General features: G+C 65.4%; 15 protein-coding genes. 6 read left to right on the top strand and 9 right to left on the bottom strand.

The genetic code is table 11. The annotated features are described in order from the left end of the window. Positions 1–5 precede the first annotated feature (5 nt). Together QCE62_RS32235 and QCE62_RS32230 are read right to left on the bottom strand one after the other, a co-directional pair. Positions 6–140 (bottom strand): hypothetical protein, encoded by a 135-nt coding sequence (locus tag QCE62_RS32235; protein WP_309926903.1) that lies wholly within the window; start codon positions 138–140, stop codon positions 6–8. 290 nt (positions 141–430) lie between these two features. Further along, positions 431–634: a cold-shock protein gene (locus tag QCE62_RS32230; protein ID WP_309821213.1), complete on the bottom strand. Its 204-nt coding sequence runs from the start codon at positions 632–634 to the stop codon at positions 431–433. Positions 635–1044: 410 nt separating this feature from the next. Here QCE62_RS32230 and QCE62_RS32225 point away from each other — a divergent pair, with 410 nt between their 5' ends. Then, positions 1045–2331 (top strand): diguanylate cyclase, encoded by a 1287-nt coding sequence (locus QCE62_RS32225; RefSeq protein ID WP_309926900.1) that lies wholly within the window; start codon positions 1045–1047, stop codon positions 2329–2331. A 13-nt stretch (positions 2332–2344) separates the two neighbouring features. Here the strand turns inward: QCE62_RS32225 and QCE62_RS32220 are convergent, their stop codons facing one another. From QCE62_RS32220 to QCE62_RS32210, 3 genes are read right to left on the bottom strand one after another with little or no spacing between them, the layout of a single operon-like run. Further along, entirely contained in the window at positions 2345–2935 is a 591-nt protein-coding gene (locus tag QCE62_RS32220; protein WP_309926898.1) for a dimethylsulfoniopropionate lyase, read from the bottom strand. A 12-nt stretch (positions 2936–2947) separates the two neighbouring features. Continuing rightward, positions 2948–4132, bottom strand: coding sequence for a Xaa-Pro peptidase family protein (locus tag QCE62_RS32215; protein WP_309926896.1), 1185 nt, complete (start codon positions 4130–4132; stop codon positions 2948–2950). A gap of 43 nt (positions 4133–4175) precedes the next feature. Then, positions 4176–5306 (bottom strand): hybrid-cluster NAD(P)-dependent oxidoreductase, encoded by a 1131-nt coding sequence (locus tag QCE62_RS32210; protein ID WP_309926895.1) that lies wholly within the window; start codon positions 5304–5306, stop codon positions 4176–4178. A 309-nt stretch (positions 5307–5615) separates the two neighbouring features. Here QCE62_RS32210 and ilvD point away from each other — a divergent pair, with 309 nt between their 5' ends. Next, positions 5616–7475 carry a dihydroxy-acid dehydratase gene (gene ilvD / locus QCE62_RS32205; protein WP_309926893.1) on the top strand — a complete coding sequence of 620 codons (1860 nt, stop codon included), beginning with the start codon at positions 5616–5618 and terminating at the stop codon, positions 7473–7475. A 144-nt stretch (positions 7476–7619) separates the two neighbouring features. Beyond that, on the top strand, positions 7620–9443 hold the full coding sequence (locus tag QCE62_RS32200; protein ID WP_309926891.1) for an ATP-dependent DNA helicase RecQ: 1824 nt from the start codon (positions 7620–7622) through the stop codon (positions 9441–9443). 9 nt (positions 9444–9452) lie between these two features. On the opposite strand, the gene QCE62_RS32195 is transcribed toward QCE62_RS32200, so the two are convergent. Then, complete coding sequence (locus QCE62_RS32195; protein WP_309926890.1) at positions 9453–10232, bottom strand: GntR family transcriptional regulator; 780 nt, start codon at positions 10230–10232, stop codon at positions 9453–9455. Positions 10233–10412: 180 nt separating this feature from the next. On the opposite strand from QCE62_RS32195, the gene QCE62_RS32190 reads away from it, so the two are divergent. Continuing rightward, complete coding sequence (locus QCE62_RS32190; RefSeq protein WP_309926887.1) at positions 10413–11045, top strand: alpha/beta hydrolase; 633 nt, start codon at positions 10413–10415, stop codon at positions 11043–11045. Between the two features lie 90 nt (positions 11046–11135). Continuing rightward, complete coding sequence (locus tag QCE62_RS32185) at positions 11136–12158, top strand: sulfate ABC transporter substrate-binding protein (protein WP_309926885.1); 1023 nt, start codon at positions 11136–11138, stop codon at positions 12156–12158. 18 nt (positions 12159–12176) lie between these two features. On the opposite strand, the gene QCE62_RS32180 is transcribed toward QCE62_RS32185, so the two are convergent. Together QCE62_RS32180 and QCE62_RS32175 are read right to left on the bottom strand one after the other, a co-directional pair. Further along, positions 12177–12593: a VOC family protein gene (locus QCE62_RS32180; RefSeq protein ID WP_309926884.1), complete on the bottom strand. Its 417-nt coding sequence runs from the start codon at positions 12591–12593 to the stop codon at positions 12177–12179. Then, positions 12590–13096: an AraC family transcriptional regulator gene (locus QCE62_RS32175; RefSeq protein WP_309926883.1), complete on the bottom strand. Its 507-nt coding sequence runs from the start codon at positions 13094–13096 to the stop codon at positions 12590–12592. The genes QCE62_RS32180 and QCE62_RS32175 overlap by 4 nt, the downstream gene beginning before the upstream one ends. A gap of 183 nt (positions 13097–13279) precedes the next feature. Here QCE62_RS32175 and QCE62_RS32170 point away from each other — a divergent pair, with 183 nt between their 5' ends. Beyond that, positions 13280–14599: a chloride channel protein gene (locus QCE62_RS32170; RefSeq protein WP_309926882.1), complete on the top strand. Its 1320-nt coding sequence runs from the start codon at positions 13280–13282 to the stop codon at positions 14597–14599. On the opposite strand, the gene QCE62_RS32165 is transcribed toward QCE62_RS32170, so the two are convergent. Next, positions 14596–16170: a methyl-accepting chemotaxis protein gene (locus QCE62_RS32165; protein WP_309926881.1), complete on the bottom strand. Its 1575-nt coding sequence runs from the start codon at positions 16168–16170 to the stop codon at positions 14596–14598. The genes QCE62_RS32170 and QCE62_RS32165 overlap by 4 nt on opposite strands. Positions 16171–16183 lie beyond the last annotated feature (13 nt).

Below are 16183 nucleotides of genomic sequence, written 5' to 3'. Positions count from 1 at the left end.
TGCCGTCAGCCGCGCGTGTCGATCCAGTCGCGCGCCCAGCGGCGCGAATACTCGATCGCATCGGATTCCTGGGAAAAGTAATCCAGCGAGAAAAAGCGATAAGTGGATTCGTCCGATTCCGTTTCGGGACGTTCCAGCATGACATTCGCGGAAAACGTTTTGTCGTGCAGGCGATGCGTAAAGGCGTGTACCGCATAACCGCGGTATTGATTGAGTTGTGTCATTTTAATTTTAAGAGTGAGTGTTTCCGGCGCAACCAGAGAACACGAGGCGATGCGCGTCTTTAACGCGATCGAAAGATGGCGGCAACCAGGGCCAGGCCGAAGGAGTGTCGCGGAGCCGCGAAGGTGAACCGGAGGAAGCCGGAAGCCTTGTCTTGAAGGCTCCCGGCGTGCCGCGAATTAACAGCGGCAAATCTGCAGCGGCAAATTTACAGCGGCTTGATGTTCGAAGCCTGCATGCCCTTCGGGCCGCGCTTCGTTTCGAAGCTTACCTTCTGGCCTTCTGCCAGGGTCTTGAAACCGTCAGCGCGAATTTCCGAGAAATGCGCGAAAAGGTCATCGCCGCCTGCGTCCGGCGTGATGAAACCGAAACCCTTGGTGTCGTTGAACCACTTGACAATACCGGTGTCCATGAAAATCCTGAATTGAAATACAACAAAAAAAAGTGCTCGATTGAGCGGGGCGAAGCAGCAAGGAGGGAATGGACAACGAATACCGCAAGAGATAAACGGACTATTGATGAACAGCAATCGACTTCTTGTACTCCAGCCACGGATGCTACCAAATCCTTAGTGAATTGGTCAACAATTTTCGAACGAAAGTTCGTCGGCCTTGCCGGGCGAAGCACGGTTCTTGCGCCATGTTTTCGCTGGAGGGCGAGCCGTTCGTGGGAGACCGAAAGCGGTTTGCCATGTCGATCATCTTCGATTTCAAGCTCAAGGCTCACGACTCCGCGCCGATAACCATGGGCGATGTGACGCCCGCGACAACGTCACGCGCTTTTGCTTTCGGTACCGTAAGGCGGTGTCGCCCAGGTGAGACTATGTCCGGTTTGCCCAACACAACTCAGGAGCCCGCGGATGGCGTGACGATCTGCGTCGCTCTCTTCGCGCGCGATGCGCACGGTGCTTTTGTCATCAACGCTTGCAATGACGCGTTCCTCGCGATGGCGGGCGTGGCGCACGCCGAGCCGCTTTCATTTCCGTTCCTGTTCGATACGCTGATTCCGGATCACGGATGGTCCGCATTGCGCGAGAAACTGAACGCAGGTTTTACGTCGGGCGATGTGCAGGAACTGGCGCATCCCGCGATGCGCGGCGCGAATGAACCGCTGTGGCGGCTCACGCTCAAGCCGCTCGGCGGTGCGGACGCGAAGGAGATCCTGCTGACGGGCTTCGTGAATCCCCCGAAGCGCGATCTGACCCACGCACTCGAAGTCAGCGACTCGCGTTTTCGCGCGGTCGTGGATTCGGCCTATGACGCCATCGTCACGATCGACGAGCAGCACAACATCACGCTGTTCAATCGCGCGGCGGAAAACCTGTTCGGCTATCGCTCCGACGAAGTGCTCGGCCGACGCATCGAGACGCTGCTGCCCGAACGCTTCCGCGCGAACCACTCGCGCAATGTCAGGCAGTTCGCCGACTCCGACAAGATGAACCTGCGTTCGATCACGCCGCCGCGCATGGACGAAAGCAACAGCGTGTACGGACGGCATCGCGACGGGCGGATCATTCCCGTGGAGATCGCGATCTCCAAGATCAAGGTGGATGGCGTGATCGAATTCACGGCGGTGATCCGTGACATTACCGAGCGCGCGCAACTCATGGAATTGCTCAGGAAGCAGGCCGCGACCGATGCCTTGACCGGCCTGCCGAACCGTCGCGAATTCCTGGATTTTGTCGAGAAGGTGCTGGGCACGGATCAGGTGCTGTCCGTGTTCATCCTCGACATCGATTACTTCAAGAAGATCAACGACAGCCACGGCCACGATATTGGCGACGAAGTGCTGTGCGTGCTGGCGCAGGTCGGCATGTCGATCCCGCATGCGTCGAAGCTGTTCGCGCGCTGGGGCGGCGAGGAGTTCGTCGCGGCGCTGCCGGGCGCGGATGCGCGGCTCGCCTGTGAGATCGCCGACGCACTGCGCCGGCGCTTCGAGCAGCAGGACTTCGAGCACGCGTGGCGCGTGAAGCCGATTCCGTTCACGGTGAGCATCGGCGTGGTGACGCGCGAGCCGGGCGAATCGGATGTCGATGCCTTGATGCGGCGCGCCGACCGCGCGCTGTATCAGGCGAAAGAGCGCGGGCGCAACCGCGTCGAGGTGGGATAGCGAGGCGTACGGCTTACGGCAACAGGCACCAGACGGCGATGAACGGTTCGCGGCCGGAGCGCATCGCATGACGGCTGCCCGGAAGGTTATGGATGCCGCCGCCGATGCCCGGATTGAACCAGTCGCCGTCGCGCTGGCGAAACTCGCCGGCACTCAACAGCACATAGGCTTCTTCCGGTGGATGCGAGTGATCCGGATAGCGGACTTCGGGCGCCATCACGGAGAAGCCGAGCCGCACGTCATGACGGCTCTCGGCGCCGCCCGTTCCGCAGATCATGCCGTGTACGTGACCTTCGATGTAATTCTCGCTGCCATTCTCACCCGAATTCCGGCGCGACCAGCCCAGAGAAGGTTCCAGCGACTTGAGCGCGCGCGCGGCCGCGCCGAGGTCCGTATCCTCGCCGATGCGCGGTGCGAGCGCGGCATCGAACCACGCGCAGGCGGGGAAGCGGTCCGTACGCCGCGTGCCGTCGTCGGACGGCGTGCGTAATTTTTCAAACACCTTTGACGCAACCACGCGTCCGCCTTCGGGAAGCTGCGTGGACTGGAACAGGCGTTCCGCGATGGCAATGAAGGTCGATACGGCTTCAGGTCGCTTCGTCATGGTGTGCTCGCGCTATAGCCAGTCGGTTTCGAAGGGGCAGGCCGTGAGCGGCTCGCAGCCATGCTCCGTCAGGACGACCTGTTGTTCGAGCTTGACGCCCTGCGTGCCGCCCTCGGCGCCGATATAGCTTTCGACGCACACCGTCATGCCCGGCTCGAAACGGCCATCATAGCCCGCGCTGTCCCAGTCGACCTGATGGGCGATCGACGGATATTCATCCACCATGCCGATGCCGTGCGCCAGACAGCAATAGCGGTTCTTGATGAAGCGCTCGGGAATGCGCCACGCCTTCTCGGAGAACTCGCGAAACGTCATGCCGGGCTTCAGCAGATCCATGTTGGTGTGGACTTGCGCATAGGCCTGTTCGTAGAGCGCGCGCTGTTCGCCGGACGGGCGTCCGTCGCCGACCAGCCACGTCCGCGAGATATCCGAGCAATAGCCGTGCGGGCCGACCATGTCGGTATCGAAGGCGAGGAGATCGCCGTTTTGCAGCACGCGCGCCGAGCATTCGTGCATCCACGGATTGGTGCGCTCGCCGGAAGCGAGCAGCCGTGTTTCGATCCACTCGCCGCCGTGGCGGATGTTCTCGAAATGCAGATGCGCCCACAGTTCGTTTTCGGTGATGCCCGGCCGAAGCGCTTCCCGCATGCGTTGGATGCCTTGCTCGGCGGTGCGCAAGGATGCGCCGATCAGCACGAGTTCGTCCGGCGACTTGATGAGGCGCGCGCTTTCCATGAGAAGCTGGCCGTCGAATAGCGCGATGCCGTGTTGCTCGAGATAAACGGTGCCGAAGGGATCGAGCCGATCGACGGCAAGGCGCGTCTCGCCCGGCGCATGGGCGCGCAGCACATCGACGATCTCCGCGCCCCAGGTCTCGGCGCGGCGTTCGGCTTCGTGACCGGCATTGAAGAAGGTCCAGCTGGTGGCGCCGCGCCACTCCACGTCGAGATCGATGCCGTCCCACACATGTTCGCTGCTGTGGAATTCCCATGCGACGATCCGGCCGTCCGCGAAGATCATCACGTAGCGCGCCGGATTGCGGCCGCACCACACCTGCATGTTGGAGGTATCCGTCGCGTAACGGATGTTCACCGGGTCATACAGCAGCAGCGCGGGCACCGCGTGTTCGCGCATCTGCTCCAGCACGCGCGCGAACCGGTAGGTCCGCACGTCGCGCATGTTCGCTTCGACCGCCATGCTGTCGCTCCTCAAAAGAATATTCGTGGATGGCGGCGCAGCTTCAGAGTTCGAGCGTCAGGTCGGAGGTCGGCCGGCTGCAGCACAGCAGCCGGAAGCCCTTCTGGATCTCGCGCTCGCGAATGCCGCCGTTGTGCTTCATGTCGACCGTGCCGTCCAGCAGTTTCGCCTTGCAGGTGCCGCATACGCCCTGACTGCACGACGACGGGATCGCCACGCCCGCCTTGCGCGCCGCCGCCAGCACGGTTTCGGACGGGTTCATCGTGAAGCTCTTCGACGAGCGGGACAGCTTCACCGTGAAGCTTTCCTGTGCAATCGACGGCGCATCGTCTACCGGCTCCGGCGCGACACCCGCGCCGAGATCGAAGCTTTCCTGGTGATAGCGCGCAGGATCATGACCGCCTTCGCGCAGCAGGTCGCGCACGGCGCTCATATAGCCGGCGGGACCGCAGGTGAAGACTTCGCGCTCGGCGTAGTCGGGCGCCCACTCGGACAGCAAGCGCAGACTCAGCCGGCCGATGGCGCCGCGCCAGTCCGCTTCGTCGCCGCTGCCCTCGCACACGAAGAACGTCCGCAGGCGCGGCGACTGGGCGGCAAGGCGCCGCAGTTCGTCACGGAAGACGATGTCGGCCGGGGTTCGCGCGCTGTGGATGAAGATCACGTCGCGGTCGAGTCCGAGATCGAGGGCGGCGCGGGTCATCGACATCAGGGGCGTCACACCGGACCCGGCGGAAAGATAGAGCGATTTGAGCGACGCAGCGGCCGTCGCGGTGAAGCTTCCGGACGGCCCGTACGCGCGCAACGCGTGGCCCGGCTTCAGCGTGTCGTGCAGCCAGTGCGAGACGATCCCGCCCGGCACGCGCTTCACGGTGATCGAGACGAGCCACGGACGCGTCGGCGGCGAGGAAATCGTGTAGCAGCGCTCCACCGGCATGCCCGCGACGTTTGCCCGGATGGTCAGGAACTGGCCGGGTTCGAAGCGGACGGGCGCGCCATCGCCGACGCGGAATTCGAAGCTCCTGACGTCGTGGGTCTCGTCGGTGACGCGGCAGCACGTCAGCGTGCGTTGCTCGCTGCTGGCCCACGGCTCGCCGCCGCGCTCCCAGGTGCCGGGACTCGAAAACACGCTGTCGGCGTCCGGGGCGGGGGCAAGGCTTCTCTCGGGCATGTTCATGGCGTCGGAACGGTCGGAGCGCCTTGTCTGGCGCGGGTTTGCGGGGCGGCGCGGGGCCGGGAGGGGCTGGCATCGAGTATCGATTTGCGCCCGGACAGCGTCAATGCGCTTTAATTTCGCGCTGTCATTACATGAGGTTATGCGTCCGCGTCGTTGGCTCAGGGCCGCTGCGCGCCGCTGTGGGATAATTCAGCCTTTGCTCAAAAGCGGCGCCCAAAAGGCTGTCCGCAGGCCGTTCAGGCAAGGGCAAAGGGCCTTTATCCTCGTGGCCCGCTTTCATTTTCGCGACAATTTTCAAAGCCACCCACGATGCCCACTTACCGTTCCAAAACCTCCACCGCCGGCCGCAACATGGCGGGGGCGCGCTCGCTGTGGCGCGCCACCGGCATGAAAGACGAAGACTTCTCGAAGCCGATCATCGCGGTGGTCAATTCGTTCACCCAGTTCGTGCCCGGCCACGTGCACCTGAAGGATCTGGGACAGCTGGTCGCGCGCGAGATCGAGGCCGCGGGCGGCGTGGCCAAGGAATTCAACACCATCGCGGTGGATGACGGCATCGCCATGGGTCACGACGGCATGCTGTACTCGCTGCCGAGCCGCGAGATCATCGCGGATTCGGTGGAATACATGGTCAACGCGCATTGCGCCGACGCCATGGTGTGCATCTCCAATTGCGACAAGATCACCCCCGGCATGCTGATGGCTGCGATGCGCCTGAACATCCCGGTGATCTTCGTGTCCGGCGGTCCGATGGAAGCCGGCAAGACGCGCCTCGCAAATCCCGTCACGAAGGCCATGGAGTTCAAGAAGCTCGACCTCGTCGACGCCATGGTGATCGCCGCGGACCAGAAGTACTCGGACGCCGAAGTGGCTGAAGTGGAACGCTCCGCGTGCCCGACGTGCGGTTCGTGCTCGGGCATGTTCACGGCCAACTCGATGAACTGCCTGACCGAGGCGCTCGGCCTCTCGCTGCCGGGCAACGGCACCGTGGTCGCGACGCACGCCGACCGCGAGCAGCTTTTCAAGCGCGCGGGACGCGAGATTGTCGGGCTGGCGCGGCGTTACTACGAAGAGGAAGAAACGCGTCTGCTGCCGCGTTCGGTGGGCTTCAAGGCGTTCGAGAACGCGATGACGCTCGACATCGCGATGGGCGGTTCGACCAACACCATCCTGCACTTGCTGGCGATTGCGCAGGAAGCCGAGATCGACTTCACGATGGCCGACATCGACCGTCTGTCGCGCACGGTGCCGCAGCTGTGCAAGGTCGCGCCGAACACGAACAAGTACCACATCGAGGACGTGCATCGCGCGGGCGGCATCATGGCCATCCTGGGCGAACTGGAACGCGCAGGCAAGCTGCACACGGACGTGCCGACCGTGCACGCGCCCACGCTGGGCGACGCGCTCGCGCAGTGGGACATCAAGCGTACCGACGACGAAGCCGTGAAGACCTTCTACATGGCGGGCCCGGCCGGCATTCCGACGCAGGTGGCGTTCAGCCAGAACACGCGCTGGCCGAGCCTCGACAGCGACCGCGCGGAAGGCTGCATCCGCTCGTACGAGCACGCGTTCTCGAAGGAAGGCGGTCTGGCGGTGCTGACGGGCAACATCGCGCTGGATGGCTGCGTGGTGAAGACCGCGGGCGTCGATGAAAGCATTTTGGTGTTCGAAGGCAGCGCGCACGTCACGGAATCGCAGGACGAGGCCGTGGAGAACATCCTGAACGACAAAGTGAAGGCGGGCGATATCGTGATCGTGCGCTACGAAGGTCCGAAGGGCGGCCCGGGCATGCAGGAAATGCTCTACCCGACGAGCTACATCAAGTCGAAGGGCTTGGGCAAGTCCTGCGCGCTGCTGACGGATGGCCGCTTTTCGGGCGGCACGTCGGGACTGTCGATCGGCCATTGCTCGCCGGAAGCGGCGGCGGGCGGCGCGATCGGCCTGGTGCGCGACGGCGACCGCATTCGCATCGACATTCCGAATCGCCGGATCGACGTGCTGCTCTCCGACGAGGAACTCGCGCAACGCCGCGAGGAGCAGAACGCCAAGGGCTGGAAGCCGGCGAAGCCGCGTCCGCGCAAGGTATCGGCGGCGCTGAAGGCGTATGCGAAGCTCGTGATGTCGGCGGACAAGGGCGCGGTGCGCGATCTGTCGCTGCTCGACGACTGATTGTGTCGCTCTGCGTTCAGGCGCGCAGGCCGCTCCTTCGGGAGCGGTTTTTTTTCGCCTGCTTCGGCGTGCGTCGAGGTACGGGGTTTGCTCGAAGCCTTGCGCACTGGCCGCACTCGGCGGACGGGCATATGAGCCGCACGCATGAACGACCCACACGCCCACGAAGCACACAGCGTACGCAGCGCACGAAAGCGCAAACCGCTCGACGACGAACTCGAAAGCGCCTTGCGCCGCGTCTTCGGCTTTCCGAACCTGCGGCCAGGCCAGGACGAGGTGATCCGCAGCGTGCTTGACGGCCACGACACGCTCGCCGTCATGCCCACCGGCGCCGGCAAGTCGCTGTGCTACCAATTGCCCGCGCTCCAGTTCGACGGCATGACGGTGATCGTCTCGCCGCTCATCTCGCTGATGCGCGATCAGGCGTCGAAGCTCGCCGAGGCCGGCATCGCGGCCACTGTGCTCAACAGCACGCTGACGGCGCGCGAGGCGCGCGAGGCCATGGAAGCCGTCGCCAGGCATGCGGTGCGCATGCTCTTCGTTACGCCCGAGCGGCTCTCGAACGCCGACTTCACCGCCGAACTCGCCGCGCCCGGCATGCCGGCCATTGCGCTCGTCGTGATCGACGAAGCGCATTGCATCTCGCAGTGGGGTCACGACTTCCGCCCGGCCTATGTCGAACTCGTGCATGCCATCAAGGCGCTCGATCGGCCGCCCGTGCTCGCGCTGACCGCGACGGCGACCCCCGCCGTCATCGAGGACATCGTGCGCGAACTGGCGATGCGGCACGCTCGCGTGATCCATACGGGCGTCTATCGCGACAACCTGCACTTCAGCGTCGAACAGCTGACCAATCCGGAAGACAAGCGGCGGCGCGCGATCGAATGCGTGCGCGAGGCGCAGGGCAGCGGCATCGTCTATTGCGCGACCATCGCCGAATGCGAGGCGCTGCATGCCGCGCTCGTCGAGGCCGGTGTCGAGGCGGGGCGCTATCACGGCAAGCTGTCGTCGGCCGAGCGGTCGGAGTCGCAGGACGCGTTCATGGAAGACCGCGTGCGCGTAATGGTCGCGACCAACGCATTCGGCATGGGCATCGACAAACCCGATATCCGCTTCGTGATCCATGCGCAGATGCCGGGCAGCCTCGATGCCTACTATCAGGAAGCCGGCCGCGCCGGCCGCGATGAACAACCCGCGCGCTGCACGCTGCTGTTCGAGATGAAGGACCGGCACGTGCAGCAGTTCTTCATGAGCGGCCGCTATCCGAGCCGCGAGACCATCGCGCGCGTGGCGGCGAAAGTGCATGAGTTCGCGCAGGAAAGCGGAAGCGGGACGCTGGAGAAACCGCTCGCGCGTCTGCGTGAAGCGCTGCCGGATATCGGCGCGAACAAGCTGCGGGTCGCGACGGCGCTGCTTGGCGATATCGGCATGACGCGGCGCACGCAACGCGGCGGACTCAAACTGAGCGATGGACACTTCGACGAATCCCGGCTCGATGCCGCCGCCGAAGAGTATGCGGCGCGCTCGGAACGCGATCGCGCCGTGCTCGAACGCATGATCGGCTATGCGCAGGGCGCGCAATGCCGCTGGCGCACGCTGCTCGACTACTTCGCGGAAGACATCGAGGCTACGCGTTCGGCGGCGCCGCGGCAGGCGAGCGAGATCCGCTATCGGAAGCCCGAGGACGAGCTCGGCGGCGAGCGCTGCGGCACCTGCGACAACTGCCTGCATCCGCCGCAAGTGAGCGAGAGTCCGCGCGAACAGCGGCAACAGGAACGCGCGGAACAGAGCGAGTCGACGCGTCCGGAAGCAGCGCGCTTCAAGGAGGGCGATCGCGTGCGCGTGCGCCGTTATGGCGAGGGTGTCGTCGAGATGATCAGCGGCGAGCGTGTCGCGGTGCGCTTCGCGGACGACGCAGTGCGCACCTTCATCGGCGAGTACGTGAAGCGCGCACGCAAGGCGTCCTGACGCACGGCTTCAGCGGGCTTTGCTCGCCGGGCGCTCGCGGTCGATGCGCAGCCGGTATTGAAACGTGTCGCCGCGAAAATAGAGGTACTCGAAATCGACCGGCGTGCCGTCCGCCCCGTGCGTAAGACGCTCGATGCGCAACAGCGGCGCGCCTTTCTTCACATCGAGCGACTGCGCGATCTCAACCGGCGCCGCGATGGCGTCGATGGCGAGATCCGCGCGGCCGAGCGGCACGGCGCAATCGTTCTCGAGGATCAGGAAGATGTCGCGCGTCACGAGTTCCGCGCGCGCGAGCGGTCGCGCGAAGTGCTCGGGGAGAAAGCTGATCTCGTATGAAACCGGCGCGCGATTCAGCAACCTCACGCGATGAATCTCCGCCACCGGACTGCCCGGCGCAAGACCGAGCCGGGCGGCGACTTCGTCGGCCGCCGGCACGATGTCGAAGCTCAGCACGCGGTTGAGGATATCGTGCCCGCCTTCCGACATCGCCTCGGCAAAACCCTGCAGCGACGTCACGTTCTGGAACGCTCGCGGCTGGGAGACGAACGAGCCCTTGCCGTGTACCTTGAAGATCAAGCCTTCCTTCTGCAGATCGCCGAGCGCCTGGCGGATGGTGATGCGGCTTACGTCGAACATCGCCTGGAGCTCGCTCTCCGACGGCATGCGGCTGTGCGGCGGATAGCGTCCGTCGAGAATCCCGGTGCGCAGCGTGTCCTTGATCTGCGCATACAGCGGCACCGGCGAGTCCGGGAAAACAGCGGGGGGAGCGACGGATCGGCGGGTGGGCATGAGGGTGGCGGGGCAGAAGGCGGGCGCATGTGCGCGACCGGACGCGGCGTGCAGCGATTATAGCGATGCCTGCCGCGCGGCCCGCCGCGGTCATAAACAAATGACGAAAAATTGCTTAGCCCACGCGGTGCGCTCGCTGAGAATGAGGCCTGATCGATTCGGGTCGCAGCGAGGATGAACATGAGCGAACGCAGCGCGGGTGGAACACGGGAAGCGGAAGTCTCGCGGGCGGCCGTCACGCTCGTCACCGTGCCGGGTCTGTACGGCAGCGAGGACGCGCACTGGCAGAGCTGGCTCGAAGGCGAGGTGGCGTCGGCGCGGCGCGTCGAGCAACGCAACTGGGATTTGCCGCATCTCGACACCTGGAGCGACGCGGTACGCGACGAACTGGCGGACCTCGACGGTCCTGTGGTCATCGCGGCGCATAGCTTCGGCTGTCTCGCGACCGCGCATGCGCTTGCGCATCTGAAGCCTACCGGCGCGCAAGTGCAGGGCGTGCTGTTCGTCGCGCCCGCGAGTCCGGCGAAGTTCCGCTTTGCCGGCAACTTCAGCGCACGGCGTCTGGACACGCTTTCGCTCGTGGTGGGCAGCGAAACCGATCCGTGGATGCCGCTCGACGAAGCACGCACGCTGGCGCAGCACTGGAACAGCGCGTTCATCAATCTCGGCGACGCGGGGCACGTGAACACGGCGGCGGGTTTCGGACCGTGGCCGCTGGCGAAGCATTTCGTCGAGACGCTCGCGCGGCGCGCACCGTCCGGCGACGAACACGAACATGAAGACGAGACGGAGCAACGGCGCGCGTACGGATAAGCGCTGTTGATCCTGCCGTATAAAAATGGCCGCCTTCGAGCGGCCTTCGGCTGTTGTGCAGTATCGAAACCCTGTCACTGGAGAACAAGAATGGCGGTACACAAGAAGCTGCTGATCGCAGCCGCGGTTGGTGTCACCCTCGGTATCACACTCGGCATGACCGGCGTCGCGCATGCGGACACGACGCTCCTCAACGTGTCCTACGACGTCACGCGCGAGCTGTACAAGGACATCGATTCCGCGTTCATCGCGGACTACAAGAAGAAGACCGGCGAGACGGTTTCGGTGCGGCAGTCGCATGGTGCCTCGAGCGCGCAGGCGCTCTCGGTGACGCAGGGTCTCCAGGCGGACGTCGTGACGATGAACCAGCCGAACGACATCGACCTGCTCGCCGAACGCGGGCAACTGGTGCCCGCCAACTGGCGCAGCCGTCTGCCGGATGCCAGTGCGCCTTACACCACGACGATGGTGTTCCTCGTCCACAAGGGCAATCCGAAGAACATCAAGGACTGGAACGATCTGGCGCGCAACGGCGTGCAGGTGGTCATCGCCAATCCGAAGACTTCGGGCAATGGCCGCTACACCTATCTCGCGGCGTGGGGCTACAAGAAGCAGCAGGGCGCCACCGACGCGCAGGCGCAGGCCTTCGAAAAAGCCATCTTCAAGAACGTGCCGGTGCTCGACACCGGCGGCCGCGGCGCGACGACCACCTTCACGCAGCGCGGCATCGGCGACGTACTGGTCACCTTCGAAAACGAAGTGGGCCTGATGAGCGCGGGACCGGGCGCGAAGGACTTCGAGGCGGTGTATCCGTCAGTGAGCCTGCTGGCCGAGCCGCCGGTGTCCATTGTCGACAAGGTGGTGGACAAGCGCGGCACGCGCAAGCAGGCGCAGGCGTATCTCGACTTCCTGTACACGCCGGCGGCGCAGGAGATCATCGCGCAGCATCATCTGCGTCCGCGCGAACCCGGCGTGCTGGCGAAACATGCGAGCGAGTTCAAGCCGTTGAAGACCTTCACGGTCGAGCAGTTGTTCGGCAACTGGCAGAACGCGCAGAAGCTTCACTTCGCCGATGGCGGCACCTTCGATCAGGTCGTCGCCGACAAGAACTGAGCGCGGCTGCACTTGCGATTACTGCCCGCCGCGCGGCGCCTGGATCATCTTCCAGCCGTTGCCGGCGGGATCGCGAAAACCCGCATCCACGCTGCCGTAGCGCTCCACCGGCTCCTGCGTGAACTCCACGCCGCGCGCCTTGAGCCGCGCGTAAGCCGCGCGGCAATCGGCGACCGCGAGCACGAGCGGCGGCATCGCGCCCTTGGCGATCATCGCGCGCAGGGTTTGCGCGGTGGCGTCGTCGTGAATCGGCGGGCCGGGCGCGAACAGCCCCAGCTGGAACGCCGGCTGGTCCGGATGCTGCACCGTGAGCCAGCGATAGTCGCCGTTGCGCACGTCCGTATGAACGCGGAATCCCAGCTTGTCGACGTAGAAATCCAGCGCTGCGTCCTGATCGTCGACATACACGCCCACCACATTGATACCGTCGCTCATGTTTCCTCCTGGGTTGATGAGCGCACTGTAGCCGTGGCCGAACGGCGGCGCTTCTCCAAAACTGCCATCGTCAGATCGGGACGCAGCGCGGCCTTCAGGACACAGGCGGGCACCTGCCGCAGCGGACTGTCTGCGGCGCGCAGCGCGCTGCGCACGGCGCCGGGGCTGCTGCCCTTGATGTCGCGGAACACGCGGCCGAAGGTGCCGAGGCTTTCCCAGCCGGTGGCGAAGGCGATCTCGGTAATGCTCAGTTCGGTATCGCGCAGCAGGCTGGTGGCTTGCTCGATGCGCCGCGTCAGCAGATAGCGATGCGGCGGTAGCCCGAACGCGCGCTTGAAGGACCGCGCGAAATGCGCTTCGGAGACGCCGCTCACGTTGGCCAGCCGGGCGACCGGCCAGGCCTCGTGCGAGGCGGCGTCCATGCGGTCCTTCGCGCGCAGCAGGCGGCGCAGCAGGGCGGGATCTTCGAGCGGAGCGGCGGAGGGAAGCGGGCGAGGTGGCATGAATCCGGAACGGCAGGCAAATTTCGTTTAGTGTAGGCGCGAACGCGGCGTCGTATAAGCATGTGCACGAATCCGTGCGATTCCGCAAGCATGGCACGTGTGCGAAGCAGCGCACGAAGCAGCACCCGCCCGCGTGGCCTCAGGCTGATCCCTGTCCATTCTTCTGTTCACAAGGTGAACGCGATGTCCACGACTTCGAATCCGGCCGCGAAACTCGTCGTCGTTACCGTGCTCGTCGGCGTGGGCGCGGGGCTCGGCGGCATGTTGCTCGCGCTGCTGCTGCATGCGGTGCAGCATGTCGCGTTTGGCTACAGCGTCGATTCGTTGCCCGGCAAGGAAAGCTTCCTTCAAGGCATCAGCAGCGCGTCGCCGCAACGCCGCTTCATCGTCCTGACGCTGTGCGGCGTGATCGGGGGCGGGGGCTGGTGGCTCCTGTATCGCTTCGGCAAGCCGCTCGTCAGCGTCGCGGACGCCATCAAGGCCGACGGTCCACGCATGCCGCCCGCCAGCACCGTCGCCAATTCGCTGCTGCAGATCGTGACCGTCGCGATGGGCTCGCCGCTCGGCCGCGAGGTTGCGCCGCGCGAAATCGGCGCGCTGTGGGCCGGCTGGCTCGCGCACTACGCGAAGCTCACGCCGGCGCAAGCGCGGATCATGATGGCGTGCGGCGCGGGCGCGGGGCTCGCGGCGGTCTACAACGTGCCGCTCGGCGGCGCGGTGTTCGTGCTGGAAGTGCTGCTCGCCACGTTCGAAGCACGCATCGTCGTCGCCGCGCTGCTGACGTCGGCTATCGGCGCGTTCGTCGCCTGGATCGGACTGGGCGATGCGCAGACTTATCGTCTGCCGGTCTATTCGCTCGATGCGCAGCTGATCGTCTGGGCCGTCGTCACGAGTCCGCTGTTCGGCGCGGCCGCGCGGCTCTTCGTGAAGTTCACCAAGGCGGCGCGCGCGAACGCGGCGCGCGGCACGTCGCTGCCCGTGCTGCTGATCCTGAACTTCATGCTCGTCGGCGCTTTGGTGATCTATTACCCGCAGCTTGCGGGCAACGGCAAGAGCGCCGCCGGGCTGTCCTTCGAGGACCATCTCGGGTCTGCGCTCGCCGGCGTGCTGCTGGTGCTGAAGGTGATCATCGAGGTGAGCTCGCTGCGCGCGGGCGCGCAAGGCGGCTTGATGACGCCGAGCCTGACGAACGGCGCGCTGCTCGGCGTGGTGCTCGGCAGCGTCTGGAATGGGTTCTGGCCGGGCACGCCGCTGGGGGCGTTCGCGGTGATCGGCGCGGCGGCCTTCCTGGCCTCGGCGATGCAGATGCCCCTGACCGCGCTGGTGCTGACGCTCGAGTTCACGAACATCGAGCAGGGCTTCCTGATTCCGCTGGCGCTGGCGATCGCGGGCGCCATGATGACCTTCCGCGTGCTGGGCGAGACGCGTCCGGCGTCGGCGCTTGCGCCTGCGACCGCGCCGGCTCCTGCGCCCGCGCAGGGACTGCACGGGGTGTCGGATTAGGCATGGTGAAGCGCGTTGCGCTCGACCTGGAACACCGACACCGCTTCACGCAGCGACTCAGCCTGTTCGGCGAGCGACTGCGCGGCCGCCGAAGCCTGTTCGACGAGCGCCGCGTTCTGCTGCGTGACTTCGTCCATCTGGGCCACCGCCACATTGACCTGATCGATGCCCGTGCGCTGCTCCCCGGATGCGGCGGCCACTTCGCTCATGATGACCGTCACGCGGTTCACGGAAGCCACCAGTCCTTCGATTGCGCTGCCCGCATGCTCGACGAGCGCCGAGCCGCTGGCCACGCGCGTGGTGGAATCGTTGATGAGGGTCTTGATCTCCTTCGCGGCCACGGCGCTGCGCTGGGCCAGCGCGCGCACCTCGCCGGCGACGACCGCGAAGCCGCGTCCCTGATCGCCGGCGCGGGCGGCTTCCACTGCGGCGTTGAGCGCGAGAATGTTGGTCTGGAAGGCGATGCCCTCGATCACGCCGATGATGTCCGCCATGTGCGACGAGCCCTGCGCGATGCCGCGCATGGTCGCGACGACCTCGTTGACGTTCGCGCCGCCCTGCGTGGCGTCGCCGCACGCCTGGGTGGCGGCGTGCGTGCCCTGGGCGGCGTTGTCGGCGTTCTTCGCGACGGTGCTGGCCAGTTCCTCCATGCTCGCTGCGGTTTCTTCGAGCGAAGCCGCCTGCGATTCGGTACGCCGCGACAGATCCACGGTGCCCTGTGCGATCTCGCGCGCCGCGCCGGCAATCGTGACGCTCGACGACTGAATGCCCAGCACGATCGCATTGAGGCGTGCGCGCATGCTTTCGAGCGAGACCATCAGGCTGTCGGGATGACGATGCGCGGTCGCGACCGGCTCGCGCAGATTGCCTTGCGCGATGCGCGCCGCCAGCGCCTTGGCTTCGTCCGGCTCGCCGCCGAGGGCACGGGTCAGCGCGCGTGTGATGAGCAGCGCCGCTGCTGCGCCGCTCAGCGTGGCCAGCACGCCGAGCGCGATCATGATGGCTTTCGCGCGGGCGTAGGCGGCGTCGGCATCGCGATTGGCGCTCGCGTTCTGCTGGTCCTGCAACGCCACCATCTCTTTCGCGGCGTTCATCCAGCTGCGCTGCACGGGACGCAGTTCGTCGATCAGCACACGCGTCGCGCCCTGCTGGTCGCGTGCCTCGGCGAGCGTCACTGCGCGCTCGATGATCGGCGCGGCAGCGGCCGCGTTCGTGCGCAAGGTGTCGAACAGCGCGCGTTCGCGGGCTTCGGTGTGGTCGTTCTGCGCGAAACGCTTGCCGAGCGCGTCGAAGGCTTCCGCATAACCCTGCGCCTGCGTGCGGATGCGTTGCTTCTCGGTTTCGATCGCAGCGATGTCGCTCATCAGCGCGACGTTGCGCAGCGCGATCATGCGGTCGCTGATCGAGAGCGTCAGCGCGTGTGCGAGCCGGGCTTCCTCATTGTTGACTTCGACTACTTCGTCGAAGCGCGCCTGGATCTGCGCCATGCTGAAGAGTCCGTAGGCGAGCACGGCGAGCAGCATCGACAGCACGATGCCAAAGCCCAGACTGAGTTTGGTGGCGACCTTCATGTTTTGACTTCTC

It is taken from the genome of Caballeronia sp. LZ033, from assembly GCF_031451265.1.
Classification (GTDB): Bacteria; Pseudomonadota; Gammaproteobacteria; order Burkholderiales; family Burkholderiaceae; genus Caballeronia.
Note: the sequence above shows the minus strand (reverse complement) of the source record. Positions and strands in the feature narration are given on the sequence as shown.

Excerpts from the sequence above, each read along its gene's own strand:
- QCE62_RS32235 (WP_309926903.1), bottom strand. The coding sequence starts at position 140 with ATGCTGGAACGTCCCGAAACGGAATCGGACGAATCCACTTATCGCTTT.
- QCE62_RS32230 (WP_309821213.1), bottom strand. The coding sequence starts at position 634 with ATGGACACCGGTATTGTCAAGTGGTTCAACGACACCAAGGGTTTCGGT.
- QCE62_RS32225 (WP_309926900.1), top strand. The coding sequence starts at position 1,045 with ATGTCCGGTTTGCCCAACACAACTCAGGAGCCCGCGGATGGCGTGACG.
- QCE62_RS32220 (WP_309926898.1), bottom strand. The coding sequence starts at position 2,935 with ATGACGAAGCGACCTGAAGCCGTATCGACCTTCATTGCCATCGCGGAA.
- QCE62_RS32215 (WP_309926896.1), bottom strand. The coding sequence starts at position 4,132 with ATGGCGGTCGAAGCGAACATGCGCGACGTGCGGACCTACCGGTTCGCG.
- QCE62_RS32210 (WP_309926895.1), bottom strand. The coding sequence starts at position 5,306 with ATGAACATGCCCGAGAGAAGCCTTGCCCCCGCCCCGGACGCCGACAGC.
- ilvD (WP_309926893.1), top strand. The coding sequence starts at position 5,616 with ATGCCCACTTACCGTTCCAAAACCTCCACCGCCGGCCGCAACATGGCG.
- QCE62_RS32200 (WP_309926891.1), top strand. The coding sequence starts at position 7,620 with ATGAACGACCCACACGCCCACGAAGCACACAGCGTACGCAGCGCACGA.
- QCE62_RS32195 (WP_309926890.1), bottom strand. The coding sequence starts at position 10,232 with ATGCCCACCCGCCGATCCGTCGCTCCCCCCGCTGTTTTCCCGGACTCG.
- QCE62_RS32190 (WP_309926887.1), top strand. The coding sequence starts at position 10,413 with ATGAGCGAACGCAGCGCGGGTGGAACACGGGAAGCGGAAGTCTCGCGG.
- QCE62_RS32185 (WP_309926885.1), top strand. The coding sequence starts at position 11,136 with ATGGCGGTACACAAGAAGCTGCTGATCGCAGCCGCGGTTGGTGTCACC.
- QCE62_RS32180 (WP_309926884.1), bottom strand. The coding sequence starts at position 12,593 with ATGAGCGACGGTATCAATGTGGTGGGCGTGTATGTCGACGATCAGGAC.
- QCE62_RS32175 (WP_309926883.1), bottom strand. The coding sequence starts at position 13,096 with ATGCCACCTCGCCCGCTTCCCTCCGCCGCTCCGCTCGAAGATCCCGCC.
- QCE62_RS32170 (WP_309926882.1), top strand. The coding sequence starts at position 13,280 with ATGTCCACGACTTCGAATCCGGCCGCGAAACTCGTCGTCGTTACCGTG.
- QCE62_RS32165 (WP_309926881.1), bottom strand. The coding sequence starts at position 16,170 with ATGAAGGTCGCCACCAAACTCAGTCTGGGCTTTGGCATCGTGCTGTCG.